This is a genomic window from Pseudodonghicola xiamenensis DSM 18339 (assembly GCF_000429365.1).
GTDB classification, from domain to species: domain Bacteria; phylum Pseudomonadota; class Alphaproteobacteria; order Rhodobacterales; family Rhodobacteraceae; genus Pseudodonghicola; species Pseudodonghicola xiamenensis.
Map to the genome: position 1 here is coordinate 28,085 of NZ_AUBS01000020.1, position 12,768 is coordinate 40,852.

General features: G+C 64.1%; 13 protein-coding genes and 1 pseudogene. 10 read left to right on the forward strand and 4 right to left on the reverse strand.

The window, feature by feature from the left end:
- Window positions 1–89 precede the first annotated feature (89 nt).
- The 3 genes from G455_RS24310 to G455_RS0115445 all read left to right on the forward strand — a co-directional run bounded on the left by G455_RS24310 (window position 90) and on the right by G455_RS0115445 (window position 3,469).
- Complete coding sequence (locus G455_RS24310; protein WP_084437101.1) at window positions 90–1,364, forward strand: MgtC/SapB family protein; 1,275 nt, start codon at window positions 90–92, stop codon at window positions 1,362–1,364.
- 342 nt (window positions 1,365–1,706) lie between these two features.
- A complete protein-coding gene (locus G455_RS0115440; protein ID WP_154664402.1) occupies window positions 1,707–1,949 on the forward strand; it encodes a hypothetical protein in 243 nt (80 codons plus the stop codon).
- A 14-nt stretch (window positions 1,950–1,963) separates the two neighbouring features.
- On the forward strand, window positions 1,964–3,469 hold the full coding sequence (locus G455_RS0115445) for an amidase (protein ID WP_028094522.1): 1,506 nt from the start codon (window positions 1,964–1,966) through the stop codon (window positions 3,467–3,469).
- 126 nt (window positions 3,470–3,595) lie between these two features.
- Here the strand turns inward: G455_RS0115445 and G455_RS0115450 are convergent, their stop codons facing one another.
- From G455_RS0115450 to G455_RS0115460, 3 genes are read right to left on the reverse strand one after another with little or no spacing between them, the layout of a single operon-like run.
- Window positions 3,596–4,585, reverse strand: coding sequence for a TRAP transporter substrate-binding protein (locus tag G455_RS0115450; RefSeq protein WP_028094523.1), 990 nt, complete (start codon window positions 4,583–4,585; stop codon window positions 3,596–3,598).
- A 3-nt stretch (window positions 4,586–4,588) separates the two neighbouring features.
- The gene (locus tag G455_RS0115455; RefSeq protein ID WP_028094524.1) at window positions 4,589–5,125 is read right to left on the reverse strand and encodes a TRAP transporter small permease; all 537 of its coding nucleotides are present in this window, start codon (window positions 5,123–5,125) and stop codon (window positions 4,589–4,591) included.
- An 11-nt stretch (window positions 5,126–5,136) separates the two neighbouring features.
- Window positions 5,137–6,423 (reverse strand): TRAP transporter large permease, encoded by a 1,287-nt coding sequence (locus G455_RS0115460; protein ID WP_028094525.1) that lies wholly within the window; start codon window positions 6,421–6,423, stop codon window positions 5,137–5,139.
- A 220-nt stretch (window positions 6,424–6,643) separates the two neighbouring features.
- Between G455_RS0115460 and G455_RS0115465 the strand changes: the two genes are divergently transcribed.
- The 5 genes from G455_RS0115465 to G455_RS0115485 all read left to right on the forward strand — a co-directional run bounded on the left by G455_RS0115465 (window position 6,644) and on the right by G455_RS0115485 (window position 10,941).
- Window positions 6,644–7,333, forward strand: a complete 690-nt coding sequence (locus tag G455_RS0115465) for a TetR/AcrR family transcriptional regulator (protein ID WP_229861801.1) — start codon at window positions 6,644–6,646, stop codon at window positions 7,331–7,333.
- Window positions 7,334–7,374: 41 nt separating this feature from the next.
- Complete coding sequence (locus tag G455_RS0115470) at window positions 7,375–7,707, forward strand: RidA family protein (RefSeq protein ID WP_028094527.1); 333 nt, start codon at window positions 7,375–7,377, stop codon at window positions 7,705–7,707.
- A gap of 96 nt (window positions 7,708–7,803) precedes the next feature.
- The gene (locus G455_RS0115475) at window positions 7,804–9,042 is read left to right on the forward strand and encodes an NAD(P)/FAD-dependent oxidoreductase (protein ID WP_035366878.1); all 1,239 of its coding nucleotides are present in this window, start codon (window positions 7,804–7,806) and stop codon (window positions 9,040–9,042) included.
- On the forward strand, window positions 9,039–10,325 hold the full coding sequence (locus G455_RS0115480; RefSeq protein WP_028094529.1) for an aspartate aminotransferase family protein: 1,287 nt from the start codon (window positions 9,039–9,041) through the stop codon (window positions 10,323–10,325). The genes G455_RS0115475 and G455_RS0115480 overlap by 4 nt, the downstream gene beginning before the upstream one ends.
- 4 nt (window positions 10,326–10,329) lie before the next feature.
- Window positions 10,330–10,941, forward strand: a complete 612-nt coding sequence (locus G455_RS0115485; RefSeq protein ID WP_028094530.1) for a YitT family protein — start codon at window positions 10,330–10,332, stop codon at window positions 10,939–10,941.
- Between the two features lie 231 nt (window positions 10,942–11,172).
- Here G455_RS0115485 and G455_RS0115490 read toward each other — a convergent pair whose 3' ends face one another.
- Window positions 11,173–11,748: a TetR/AcrR family transcriptional regulator gene (locus G455_RS0115490; protein ID WP_035366862.1), complete on the reverse strand. Its 576-nt coding sequence runs from the start codon at window positions 11,746–11,748 to the stop codon at window positions 11,173–11,175.
- Window positions 11,749–11,936: 188 nt separating this feature from the next.
- On the opposite strand from G455_RS0115490, the pseudogene G455_RS27205 reads away from it, so the two are divergent.
- Together G455_RS27205 and G455_RS26950 are read left to right on the forward strand one after the other, a co-directional pair.
- Window positions 11,937–12,302: pseudogene (locus G455_RS27205) on the forward strand (metallophosphoesterase); the annotation flags it as partial.
- Between the two features lie 77 nt (window positions 12,303–12,379).
- Window positions 12,380–12,727 (forward strand): hypothetical protein, encoded by a 348-nt coding sequence (locus G455_RS26950; protein ID WP_051312558.1) that lies wholly within the window; start codon window positions 12,380–12,382, stop codon window positions 12,725–12,727.
- The last annotated feature ends 41 nt before the right edge of the window (window positions 12,728–12,768 follow it).

The window sequence follows — 12,768 nt, forward strand, 5'->3', positions numbered from 1 at the left end:
GGTGTCGGCCTTCCGTGTTGGAGAGCCTCCGGACAGTAGATCGCCAGAGGACGCAAAGCCCGATCTGGCCACGGGCCGGATTTTGGCTCATGCTTCATTGCATGGATGAGATCGAGCTTTTTCGGCGTCTGGGCCTCGCTCTGGGGATCGGGCTTCTGCTGGGCCTCGAACGGGGCTGGCACGCGCGCGAGGATGCGGAGGGCTCCCGGGCCGCCGGGTTGCGCACCTTCGCCCTGGTCGGTCTGCTGGGCGGGCTATGCGGCTGGATCAGCCTTTTCACCTCGCCCCTGTTTCTGGGCTTTGCGTTTCTGGCGCTGACCATGCTGGTCGCGGTTGCCTATTGGGTTCAGATCGACGGGGATGATGATCTGGGTCTGACGACCGAGGTGGCGCTGCTGCTGACCTTCGCGCTGGGGGCGGTGGCGCTGCTGGGCGACATGGCGGTCGCTGCCGCGTCGGCGGTGATGGCGGTGGCGCTGCTGTCGCTCAAACGGGTGCTGCATGGCTGGGTCGCCCGCATTCGGCGGTTCGAGCTGGCGGCGCTGCTCCAGCTCGCGGTGATTTCCGTGGTGATCCTGCCGTTGCTGCCGCGTCAGGGATACGGGCCGGGAGGGACACTCAACCCCTATGAGCTCTGGTGGGCCGTGGTGCTGGTGGCCGGGTTATCCTTCCTGGGCTATGTGGCGATGCGGGTAGCAGGGGCGCGGGTCGGGGCGGCGATTGCCGGCCTGTTCGGCGGGTTGGCCTCCTCGACCTCGACAACGTTGGCGCTGTCGCGAATGGTGCGCGGGGACAGCGGGCTGGGCCCGTCGCTGGCTGTCGGTGTCGTGCTGGCGGGGGCGGTCACCTTTCTGCGGGTGCTGATCGTCGGAACGATCTTCTGCCGTGATCTGCTTGGGCCGCTGGCCTGGCCTCTTGGCGTCATGGGGCTGACCGGTCTGGTCGGCGCCGGAGGGCTTGCACTTGCCGCGCGGCCACAACGCAAGGCCAGTTCCGATCTCAAGGGGGTGACCAACCCGCTGGCGCTGGGAACGGCGCTCACCTTTGGCGCGGTTCTGGTGGTGGTACTGCTGGGAACCTACTATCTGCGGCTCTGGTTCGGAGAGGGGGGCGTATATGTCGTGGCAGCCCTCTCGGGGCTCACCGATGTCGATGCGTTGACCATTTCGGTCGCCAGGCTGAGCCGGAACGATCTGGCCCTGCAGGCGGCTGCGGTGGCGATCGTGTTGGCAGTCTCGGTCAATACTTCGGTAAAGGGTCTCATCGCGCTTGTCGTCGGCGGCCGTGATTTCGGTCTGCGGGTGCTGGGGGTCTATGCCATCGTTCTGGCCGCAGGCGGTGCAACTATCTGGCTGTCCTCCTGATCCGCCGGCGGCGCATAGTCGGCAGTTGCGCCCGACAAAGCACGTGACGGCGCGCAGGTTCCGGGGGGGCATTGATGGGGAGCGGTTTGGACGCGTTCGGCGCCTGCCAGGCAGGTTGGAACCCGGGCTGAGCGCGAGGGCCAGACAATCAGCGGAGCCCGTGGCTGTATCTCAATTGAACATCGTACAATTAATTGTTAGGAGGGATCGCAAATCCGGAAGGCAGGGCGCATCCATGTTCGATCTTTCCATGCTTCTCATCCTGGGGCTTCTCATGGCCAGGGGTGCATTGGCCGGCGTCTTGTGGGCCCGGGCGCCATGGATGGCGGCGGGGGCGGCCTGATGATCGTACTTCCTGCTGGTGTGGACCATCTGCCGATCTCTCCGGGCAACGGTCCGCTGCTGCTGGTCCTGCTTGGGCTCGTGGGCTTGCCGGCCTCGGCGGCGATCACGGTCATGACCTTCCTTGCGGTGCCCATTGGCAGCAGGGTGACCCGCATGCCGTCCGCTGGGCGGTTAAGCCAGATCTTTGCCCTCATCCTCATCCGCGCGGCGATCAAACTGCTGCGCAAGACCCTCTTGTGAAGGAGACTTTTCCCGTGGTCCAGACCCCTCCCACCGATCCCGCCGATCTCGGCGCCGCCGAAGCCCGCCGGCTGATCGCCCGCAAGGCACTGTCTGCCGCAGAACTGGCAGAGGCCTGCATCGCCCGTGTCGAGGCGGTGGACCATGCGGTGAATGCCCTTGTCGCACGTGACTTCGACGGGCTGCGCAAGGGCGCCAAGGATGCCGACACGGCGCTGGCATCCGGCGCCCCGCTCGGCCTGCTGCATGGTCTGCCCTTCGGCGTGAAGGACATGATCGACGTGACGGGATTGCCGACGACCTTCGGCTCGGAACTTTTCCGCGACAATATCGCCACGAAGGACGATGCCATCGTCGCCGCCATGCGCGGCGCCGGGGCCATCCCGATGGGCAAGACCAACAATCCGGAATGGAGCGCTGGCGGCAACACCCGCAACCGCGTCTATGGCGCCACTGCCAACCCATATGACCTGACCCGCACCTGCGCGGGATCGTCGGGCGGGTCGGCTGCTGGGCTGGCGGCGGGGTATTTCCCGCTGGCCACCGGGTCGGACACCGGCGGCTCGCTACGCAATCCGGCGGCCTTCTGCGGTGTTGTCGGCTATCGCCCCTCGCCGGGCGTGGTGCCGGGCAACACCCGCGGCATCGGGTACTTCCCGATGTCGACCTCGGGCCCGATGGGGCGCAACGTGGAAGACGCTGCGCTGATGCTGTCGGTGCTGGCGCGGCCCGATATGCGCGATCCCTATACCGCCGTCGTGAATGGCCGCACCGCTTGGGAACCGGCAAGCTTTGCCACCCTGCCGCGGCGTGATCTCTCCTCGCTGCGGGTGGCCTTTACCGAGGACTACGGCTTTGCCCCGACCGAGAGCATCGTGCGCGACCACTTCCGCCGCGTGGTGCCGCAACTGGCGCCGCTGTTCGCGACCGGAGAGGAGGGCACGCCCGATTGCGCCGACGCCGATCGCATCTTCTCGGTTCTGCGCGGGATCCTCTTCGTGGGGATGCACGGCAAGCGCATGGATGCCCACCCCGAGCAGGTCGGTCCCAACGTGACCGAGAATGTCCACGAGGGCCGCAGCTTCACCCCCGACGACATCGCCGATGCCCTTTCGATGCAGGGGGCTTATCACCAGCGCTGGCAGACGTGGTTTGAAACCCATGACTTCGTGATCTCGCCCGCCGTCACCATCAGCCCGCGCGATTGGCACGAACTTTATCCGACCGAGATCGACGGGGTGGCGACCAAGAGCTACTACCACTGGCTGGCGATGGCCTATGCCTCGACCATTGCGGGGCACCCGTCGATCACCATCCCCTGCGGGATCGACGCCAACGGCATGCCGTTCGGGCTGCAGATCGTCGGCCGGCGTTACGATGACCTTGGGGTGCTGGCCGTGGCTGCGGAACTGGAAGCGGTCATCGCGGGGAGCTCTGACCTTGCCCCGCGCGGACCTGATATCGCTGCCCTCAAGGCCGCGGGCCCGCTGTCGGAGGTCGAAGGCTTCCTCAGCCTCTGATCCCTGTCGCGGAAGGAAACGGAAACGCCGGGCCGTATCGCGGACCCGGCGTTTTGCTGCCCGGCAAGGGCCGGAACGAAAAAGGGGCGCCCGGCAGGACGCCCCCATATCACGCCGAACTGGCGATCACTTGGGCGCGTATTCGTTGACGAAGCTGCGCAGCTCCTCGATGCGGCTGCTCGGCACCTCGGTCAGCACGTCGGCCATCGGCAGCGTGGCCTCGCGGAAGGTGGCGAGCTCTTCCTTGGTAGGCTCATAGACTGCGATCCCCGCTTCCTCGAGGTGCTGCTTGTGCGTCACTTCCGAGGCGTCAACCCAGTCGAAGACCTCTGCCAGCGCTTCGCGCGAGGCTGCCTTGAAGGTGGCTTGCTCGTCTTCGGACAGGCCGTCCCACCAGGCGCTGGAGGCCAGCGCCAGCCGGGCGGACATGATGACCTTGGCATCCGTGAAGTTGCTGAACAGATCTGCCTGACCGAAGACCAGCGGCACCAGCGAGGCGTTCACGTAGCCATCGGCAATCCCGGTCTGGATTGCGTTCGGCACCTCGGAAAACGGGATGACCACGCCGCTCGCCCCCATCATAGCGAACATCTCGAGCTGGTTCGGATCGAGCGCGCGCATCCGCAGGCCTTCCATGTCGGAGACGGTGCGGACTTCCTTCTTGTTGTTGAAGATGCCGAGGAAGCCGCCTGTCGGCACGATGGCCAGGATGCGCATGCCTTCGGCTTCCAGTTTCTCGTTCACCTGGTCGAGATAGTCGGAATCGGTGAAGAACTTGAACTCGTGCTGCGGGTTCTCAAAGGTATAGGGCAGTTGCAGCGCGCGCATTTCCTCGACGAACTGCGTCGCGACCGCGTAGTTCGACATCGACAGATCGAGGATGCCGGCGCGGATCTGGTCCAGCCGCTCGTCCTCGCCACCGATGGTATCGCGCGGGAAGGTCTCGGTTTCCCAGCCGGCGTCGGCCAGCTTGGTGAAAAGGTTGTCTACATAGCGATAGGTGCCGGATTGTTCGCGGTCGGGGTTGGAATCGAGCGCGACATTGATCGACTGCGCCGAGGCGACAGAAGCCAGCAGCAGCGCGGCAAGGGCGGTGGCGGTAAAAGGCAATTTCATCGGTTACTCCGTCATGTTGGCTTCGGTGTTTTTTGCGTAGGCGATCTCTTCTTCGAGCACCCTGGGCGAGATGAGCGCGCCGAGGCCGGCAAGCCCGTGAAACAGGATCAGGATCAGCGCGACGGGCAGGGCAAAGGCCATCCAGGCGGTGGAGACTTCCAGCCCCTCCGAGGTGCGGCCGATCTGACGCTCGATATAGGGCCAGGTGAACCACAGTACCGGCGCGAAGAAGGTCCAGGAGGCGAGGAACCGCGCCACGACCTGCACCTTCTGGCGCCAGATCACGTGGCTCGGCGGATGTACCATCGCCGGGTCGGCGTGGGTGTGGAACGCGGCCGAGGCGCCGAGAAGGCCACCCCAGACCATCAGCCAGCGTGCCAGCTCCTCGGTCCAGAACGGCGGCGAGGCGAAGGCATAGCGCGCGACGACTTGCAGCATCATCACGCAGAGCATGGCCAGGAAGCACAGGGCCGCGACACGTATGGCGATGCGGTTGACGCGCTGCGACAGCGCATAGGTGAGATCTGCAAGACGGATCATGGCTTCTCTCCTCAGTTCGCAAACCCGGCGAGCCGCGGTAGGAACAGTGTCAGCTCGGGGATGAAGGTCAGCACCAGCAGTACGCCCAGCTGCACCAGCAGGAAGGGGGCGGCGGCGCGTGCGATGCCCCAGTAGGGTGCGCCCGAGACCGCCGAGACGACCAGCAGAGCGGCACCGAAGGGCGGGGTGACGATGCCCAGCATCAGGTTCACCACGATGACGATGCCGAGATGGATCGGATCGGCGCCCATTGAGATGCCCGTGGGCACCAGGAGCGGAACCAGGAGGGCAAGGGCGACAGGCACCTCAAGGAACATGCCCGCGACGAGGAACACCAGGTTGAGCAGCAGCAGGTATTTCCAGCCCTCGAAACCCAGCCCGATCAGCGCGTCGGCCAGCAGGGTTGGCAGCTTTTCCAGACCGGCAAGATAGCCGAAGATTGCCACGCCCGAGAGCAGGATGAAGATCGAGCCGGACAGGATCGCCGTGCGTTCGAGGCTGGCCAGAAGCTTGCTCCAGGACATCTGGCCATAGATGATCCCCGCCAGGATCGCGCAGCAGACGGCGACGCCGGCGGCCTCGGTCGGGGTCATGACGCCAAAGACGATGCCCGACAGGATGATGACGGGGATCACGGTGGCGGGCAGGGCGTAGATCGCGCGGCGGAACACCTCGCGCAGGGGCACCCGCTCGCCTGCGGGATGATCGTGCCGGTGGGCCATCCATGCGTTTGCCCCGAACAATGCCAGCGCCATGATGATCCCCGGAATGATGCCCGCCACGAAGAGCGCGGCAACCGAGGTGTTCATCAGCGCACCATAGAAGATCATCACGATCGACGGCGGTATGATCGGGCCGATGACCGAGGAGGCCGCAGTGACGGCCCCGGCGTACTGGACGCTGTAGCCCGCCTTGCGCATGGCCGGGACCAAGGTGTTCGAGACCGCCGCAGCGTCGGCCATGGCCGAGCCGGAGATCCCGGCGAAGAAAACCGAGGTCAGGATGTTCACATGTCCGAGCCCGCCCTTGAGACGCGCCATCATCGCCATGGCAAGGTCGATCAGCGCCTTGGTGACGCCGGCGCGGTTCATGATTTCGCCCGCGAGGATGAAGAGCGGCATCGACATGATCGAGAACAGGTCAACGTGGGCGATGATCCGTTGCGGTGCGGCGGCGAGGAACCGCGTCCGGTCGGCGGCGATGAAGGACAGGATGGAGGCCGCGCCGATCAAGTGGGCGAGCACCGCCCCTCCCATGAGCAGGGCGACCGAGAAGATTAAGATCGGCAGTGCCGTCATTTTGACCCCATTCGTCTGGTTCGTGTGTTTCATGGCCCGGCAGGTGGCCAAGCGTGTTGTGTTTTTAATTGAACGATGTTCTATAAATGTTAAATCGAACTTGTCCACGCGATCATTCAAAAAATGATTTGCCTATTTTTAAGACAGAAATGCGCTGATGATGACCGACGATGCACGAAAAATAGGCAGTTCTCCACGCGGGCGCGCCGCAGCCATTGGCTTGGACAAGAAGCAGGTGGTTGCTGCGGCGATCTCTCAGATTGACGAGAAGGGGCTCGCCGCTTTCTCGTTACGTGAATTGGCGCGCGCGCTCGGGGTCTCTCCGGCGGTGATCTACTGGCATGTCGGGGGGGCTAAGGAAGACCTTTTCGCCGAGATCTCCGCCTCGATTACCGGAGCTCTGTCCGATGGTCTCGATGCCGATATGCCCTGGGATGTGCGGCTCAGGCAGGTGTTTCTCAATTACCGCAAGCTGGTGCATCGTCATCCCGAGGTCGCGCCGCTGTTGGGGGCGCAGATGCAGTCCAACGGGGTCGCCAACCTCGACTGGGTCGAGACCATTCTTTCGGCGCTTCAGGACGGCGGCTATCGTGGGGATGCCCTGCGCCTGGCCTTCAATGTGCTGGTCGGCGGGCTCGCGGGCTTCGTTACCATGGAACTGGCTCCGGCCCCGGGGAGCAAGCGCGGCAGCGACAGCGGTAGCTGGCAGACGCTCTTTGCCGAGCGCATCGCGCAGATCGACCCGCAGGTTTACCCGCTGACTTCTCGCGCGCTGCCGGACATTTCCAATCGCATCTTTGTCCTGCGTTGGCAGAACGGCGTGGATGTGTCTTACGGCGACAGTTTCGAACTATTGCTCGATCTGCTGATCGACGGGCTGAGAGCTCGCGCCCCCGCTGATCCCATCTGAATCTTCAGGAATTTCCATCGTCAAAATACAAGGAAACTTTGATGAATCTCCCCTTCTCTAAGACCCGTCGCATCGGCAACACCCTCTACCTCTCCGGTGAGATCGGCTTTGGGGCCGACGGTACGGTGCCCGCAGGCATCGAGGCGCAGACGCGCAACATCTTCGACCGGATCAAGGCAACGCTCGAGGCTGAGGAACTGAGCCTTGCCAATGTGGTTTCGGCGACTTGTTACCTCACCGATGTCAGCGATTTCGCCGAATTCAACCGAGTGTATGCCGAGTATTTCTCGGACCCGCTGCCGGTACGGACCACCGTGCAGAGCGGCCTGATGATTGATGCGAAGGTCGAGATCACCGTTATCGCCGAAGTGTGATACCGGTCCGCGGTGCCCCTGTCTCGGGGCGCCGCGTTGCTCTGGCGCTGCACCCTGCAGGGTGATCGCCATCCTCTGAAATTTTCGGAACTTCCCATGGCAGACTTTCTCGTTCTTGGTGCCGGCATGGTCGGCGTTTCCGCTGCTCTTGCGCTGCAGGCACAGGGCCACGCGGTCACCCTTATTGATCGCAAGGAGCCGGGGCGTGAAACCTCCTTCGGTAATGCGGGCATCATTCAGGCCGAAGCGGCCGAACCCTATGCCTTGCCGCGTGATCCGATGATGCTGCTGCGCTTCGCGCTTGGCCGAACCAACGATGTGACCTGGTCGATGGGCGGCGTGACCGAGATGCTGCCCGCGCTGTGGCGCTATTTCCGCAACTCCGCGCCCGCCCGCCATGCCGAGATCTCGCACACCTACGTGCAGTTGACCGAGCGCTCCACCCGCGACCACGCACCGCTGATCGAGGCTGCGGGGATGGAAGGCCTGATTTCGCGCAATGGCATGGGCATCCTGTACCGCGACCAGGCCGGATACGAGGATGCCGTGGCGGATGCAGAACGTGTCGCCCGGACCTATGGCACCCGTTTTCGTGCGGTCGATGGTGACGAGTATGTCCTCGAGGACCCGGCGCTGCGCAAGGCGCCCGCCGGGGTCATCCATTGGCGCGATTGCTGGAGCTGCGCCTCGCCGGGGGGGCTGACGGCGGGCTATGCCGATCTTCTCGTCCGGCGCGGCGGCCGGGTTCTGATCGGCGATGCGGCCAGCCTGCGGCAGGCAGGCTCCGGCTGGCAGGTTCAGACCGCAGAGGGAACCGTCACGGCCGAGCAGGCTGTTATCGCCCTTGGTCCCTGGTCGCCGCGGCTGCTGGCCCGGTTCGGCTATCGTATCCCGATGATCTACAAACGCGGCTATCACGGACATTTCGCGGCACCGCATTCTCCGGTTCGGCCCTTCCTTGACGCGGCCAACGGGATCGTTGCGGCACCGATGACTGGCGGGCTGCGTCTTGCCACCGGTGCGGCGCTGGTCACCAGGAAGAGCGGCGCCAACCCGCGCCAGCTCGAACGTGGTCGCGCCGGGATCTCCGACCTCATCGAGGTCGGTGAACGCGTTGACGAACCCCAGTGGTTCGGCACCCGTCCCTGTCTGCCTGACATGCTGCCGCTGGTGGGGGCGGCTCCGCGTCACGCGGGGCTGTGGATGAACTTTGGCCACGGGCACCAGGGCTTCACTCTCGGGCCGACCACCGGCGCGTTGCTGGCCGAGATGGTCGCCGGACGGGTGCCGGACGAGTTCAGCACGCTTCTTCCCCAGACAAGGCTGCAACGATGACATTCTACGCCGGTACCCTGACTTCTGAATTGGCCCGCGCCGAGCAAGGCTATCGTGATCGCACGCCGCAAAGTGCCACCGCACAGGCCCGTGCCGCGCGGGTCATGCCGGGTGGGAACACTCGCAGCTCGCTCTGGGCGGCGCCCTATCCGCTGTCGATCACCAGCGGTTCGGGGTGCCGCATTACAGATGCCGACGGGCATGAATATGTCGATTTCCTGGGCGAGTTCACCGCCGGTATCTTTGGGCACACCTGCCCGGCGCTGGAACGCGCGCTGACCGAGGCGCATCGCGGCGGTTTCGGCCTGTCGTCGCACACGCCCTACGAGGCGGATCTGGCCGAGGAACTGGCGGCACGCTTTCCGTCGATCGACCTGCTGCGCTTTGCCAACTCGGGCACCGAAGCCAACCTGATGGCCCTGACGGCCGCGCGGCTGGTGACAGGGCGCGACCGTATCGTTGTCTTTGCCGGGGGCTATCACGGCGGCGTCCTGACTTTCGGCGCAGGCAATGCCCCGGTGAACATTCCCTTCGAGTTCGCCGTGCTGCCCTATAACGATCTGCAGGCCGTGGCGCAGGAATTCGCGGCCGCCGGGGATCGTATCGCCGCGGTCCTGGTCGAGCCCATGCAAGGCGCCGGCGGTTGTGTCGTGGGGACTCCGGCCTTCCTGCAGGGGCTGCGCACGCTTTGCGATGATAGCGGCGCGCTGCTCATCTTCGACGAGGTGCAGACCGCCCGCATGGCGCCCGGCGGCGCACAGGAACGCCTGGGCATCACGCCGGACATGACGACCCTGGGCAAGATCTTTGGCGGCGGCCTTGCCTTCGGGGCGTTCGGGGGCAAGGCCGAGGTGATGGCGCGCTTCGACCCTTCGCATCCCGAGGCGATCCCCCATGCGGGCACCTTCAACAATAATCGCCTGACCATGGCTGCTGGGCTCGAGGCGGTGCGCCATCATTTGACCCCGGGCGCGCTCGAGGCGCTGTTCGAGCGGGGCGAGGTGTTCCGGGAGGCGCTGAACGCGCGGTTCTCGGCCCAGGGCGGCGCATTTCATGTCACGGGCATGGGGTCGATCATGAACATCCATGCCGTGGCAGAAGACCCTGCGGTTCGCCGCGATCGGCTGCGCCTGCTGCATTTTCACATGATGGAGCGGGGTTACTATTTTGCCGCGCGTGGCCTGATCGCGCTGTCGTTTCCGCTGGGCGAGGCCGAGCGCGCCGATTTCCTGGACACCTTGGACACGGTGCTTGCCGCGGGGCGTGCCTCTTCGGAGTTCTGACCTCATGTCCCTTAAATCACCGATCTCCCTCTATGACGTCCAGGGCTTGGCTTTCGGGGTGCTGATGACCGCGCTGGGTGTCACCTTCCTGAAGGAGGCAGCGCTGGTGACGGGCCAGACCGCAGGGGCCGCTGTGCTGCTTTCCTATGTGCTGCCCCTTGATTTCGGGGCGTTCTTCATTCTGATCAGCTTGCCGTTCTTCTGGCTGTCCTGGGTGCGGCGGGGCGTTAGCTTTACGCTGCGGACCATCGTTGCCGTTCTCGGCATCTCGACGGTTACCCCGGCGCTGGGCGCGTTGATCCGCTTTGACGAACTGCCGCCGCTGCTTGCGGCTGTCCTGGCGGGGGCATGTTGTGGCGTCGGGCTGATCGCTCTGTTTCGGCACGGGGCTTCGGCTGGCGGGCTTGGCATCTTGGCGCTGATCATCGAGGAAAGGACCGGCTTTCGCGCCGGTTGGTTCCAGATGTGCTTCGACGCGGTGATATTTGCGCTGGCGCTGCTGGTGCTGCCGCTCGAGGGGGCCGTTTATTCCTGCGTGGGGGCCATAGTCCTGAACGCCATCATCGCGTGGAACTTCCGGGTGGCTCAGACTGTCCCCGCCGGATCGGCGGGGTGAGCGGCTTTCGGGAGAACATGTCTCAGCTCCGCAGGTTCCACCGCTTCGTGGCCGCATAGCTTGAGTGCATCGGCAACCTCTTCGAGAGGAACTCTGTCTCGTCGTCACCGTCTGGCGCGAAAGACGCGGCCCAGGGGAATCGTGGGGTATTCCGGCTTGCGCTGCTACCAAGAAGGGCGGGGCCCTTGTGACTGCACCGATGCGACTGTCTTCCTGGGGAGGTCCGCAGCCTCAGGTCTTCTGACGTATGGCCCTCATGCACATCGCCTTGATCTGCAGCCGGTCTTCGTCCGTCAGGTGACGGTCGTAGGCGCGTTGCCATTTCAGTGAATTGCGGATCGCACCACCAAGGAACCCGGCCATGAAGAAGGTGTCGCCTTCGGCCAGCCAGCCTGATTCGGACAGTTCATTCAGGATTTCGTTGATGAAAGCGGCGCTGGCCTGGAAGCTCTCTACAAACATTTGTGGCGGCAGGATCGGGACGCTGGCAAGGTATTCAAACAGCACCGCACGGTCGGGATCATCCCAGATGAAGGCAATGTAATTGTCGATGTAGCGCTCTAGCCGTTCCTGCGGCGGGACTGCGGCCTCATCCCCTTCCGCGATCGCGCACGCGAATTCCCCAGCCAGGCGTTCATAAACGGCGTGGATCAAATCTTCCTTTGAATCGAAATGGTTGTAGAGCGATCCGGCGGCGACCTCAGCGCCCTGCGCAATCTTTGACATCGAGACCTGGGTGCCGTGCTCCACTATCAGCTTGGCCGTTGCGTCCAGGATCCGGTCCCGCATCGGGATAGCTTTCGTCATAATGAATGAACATTCATTCAGTTATTATGTTCGAATGGTAGGCGTCGCCTCGAGCGGGGACAAGAGATTCACCATGTGCCCGAGATACGGAACAGAAACCTGCAAAGGAACCCCGCATTGCAGACCAGCCGCTGACCTTCCTCCACCTGACCGACCTGCACGTGAACGCCCCCGGATTGCAGGACGACATGCTATTCAGTGACACCAGCGCAAACCTGCGTCGCAGTCTTGCAGAGGTGAAGCGCATGGAGACGCCGCCCGTGTTCATCCTGGTTTCTGGCGACCTGACCAACAACGGGGACGAAGCATCCTATCGCACCCTCGCAGGCATCGCCGCGGATGCCGGGCTTGAGATGCCGATCCTCTACACCCTGGGCAACCACGACAAGCGTGAGGGTTTTGCCGCGGCCCTTCCCGAGCTGCACCAGGAACCTGCGAAGCCGGTCGACCACGATCATGTTCTGAACGGGTTGCACGTGATCATGCTCGACAACTCCAAGCCCGGCGAAGTCGGCGGGTTCTGGGAAGATGGCCAGATGGAATGGCTGACATCCCGCCTTGCCGACCACCTCGAGCTGCCCAAGCTCCTGGTCATGCACCACGCGCTGATGATCGACCTGAACGGCACGAGATGGAGTGGGAAACGCTGTCTGCAGGTTCCACCGAGGCGCTGCACACAGCGATTAAGGGCGCGAATATCGTCGGTATCCTGGCGGGGCACATCCACATGGACCGCGTCTCGCACTGGTATAGCGTGCCCGTGGTCATCGGCATGGGCAATCACGCCGGGACCGATGCGCTTTCTTTCCCGCGCGCCTTCCACATGCTGGATGGCAGCGGGCTCGGGGTCTGCACGCTCTACCTCTCGGGCCTGACAACCACCTTCGTCCCCCATCCGCAAACGCGTGAAGTCCGGCATATGATCGACATGCAACTGATCGCGGATCACATCGCTGCCCATCGCGCCGCGGCCGAATGATCTGCGGGAATTCTCTCCAGTCAATTCGTTTGTTCAGAAAA

What these genes read in the sequence shown, in the direction of transcription:
- G455_RS26950 (WP_051312558.1), top strand. Translation starts at nt 12,380, where the DNA reads ATGGAGTGGGAAACGCTGTCTGCAGGTTCCACCGAGGCGCTGCACACA.
- G455_RS0115480 (WP_028094529.1), top strand. Translation starts at nt 9,039, where the DNA reads ATGACATTCTACGCCGGTACCCTGACTTCTGAATTGGCCCGCGCCGAG.
- G455_RS0115440 (WP_154664402.1), top strand. Translation starts at nt 1,707, where the DNA reads ATGATCGTACTTCCTGCTGGTGTGGACCATCTGCCGATCTCTCCGGGC.
- G455_RS0115485 (WP_028094530.1), top strand. Translation starts at nt 10,330, where the DNA reads ATGTCCCTTAAATCACCGATCTCCCTCTATGACGTCCAGGGCTTGGCT.
- G455_RS0115455 (WP_028094524.1), bottom strand. Translation starts at nt 5,125, where the DNA reads ATGATCCGTCTTGCAGATCTCACCTATGCGCTGTCGCAGCGCGTCAAC.
- G455_RS0115470 (WP_028094527.1), top strand. Translation starts at nt 7,375, where the DNA reads ATGAATCTCCCCTTCTCTAAGACCCGTCGCATCGGCAACACCCTCTAC.
- G455_RS24310 (WP_084437101.1), top strand. Translation starts at nt 90, where the DNA reads ATGCTTCATTGCATGGATGAGATCGAGCTTTTTCGGCGTCTGGGCCTC.
- G455_RS0115490 (WP_035366862.1), bottom strand. Translation starts at nt 11,748, where the DNA reads ATGACGAAAGCTATCCCGATGCGGGACCGGATCCTGGACGCAACGGCC.
- G455_RS0115460 (WP_028094525.1), bottom strand. Translation starts at nt 6,423, where the DNA reads ATGACGGCACTGCCGATCTTAATCTTCTCGGTCGCCCTGCTCATGGGA.
- G455_RS0115450 (WP_028094523.1), bottom strand. Translation starts at nt 4,585, where the DNA reads ATGAAATTGCCTTTTACCGCCACCGCCCTTGCCGCGCTGCTGCTGGCT.
- G455_RS0115475 (WP_035366878.1), top strand. Translation starts at nt 7,804, where the DNA reads ATGGCAGACTTTCTCGTTCTTGGTGCCGGCATGGTCGGCGTTTCCGCT.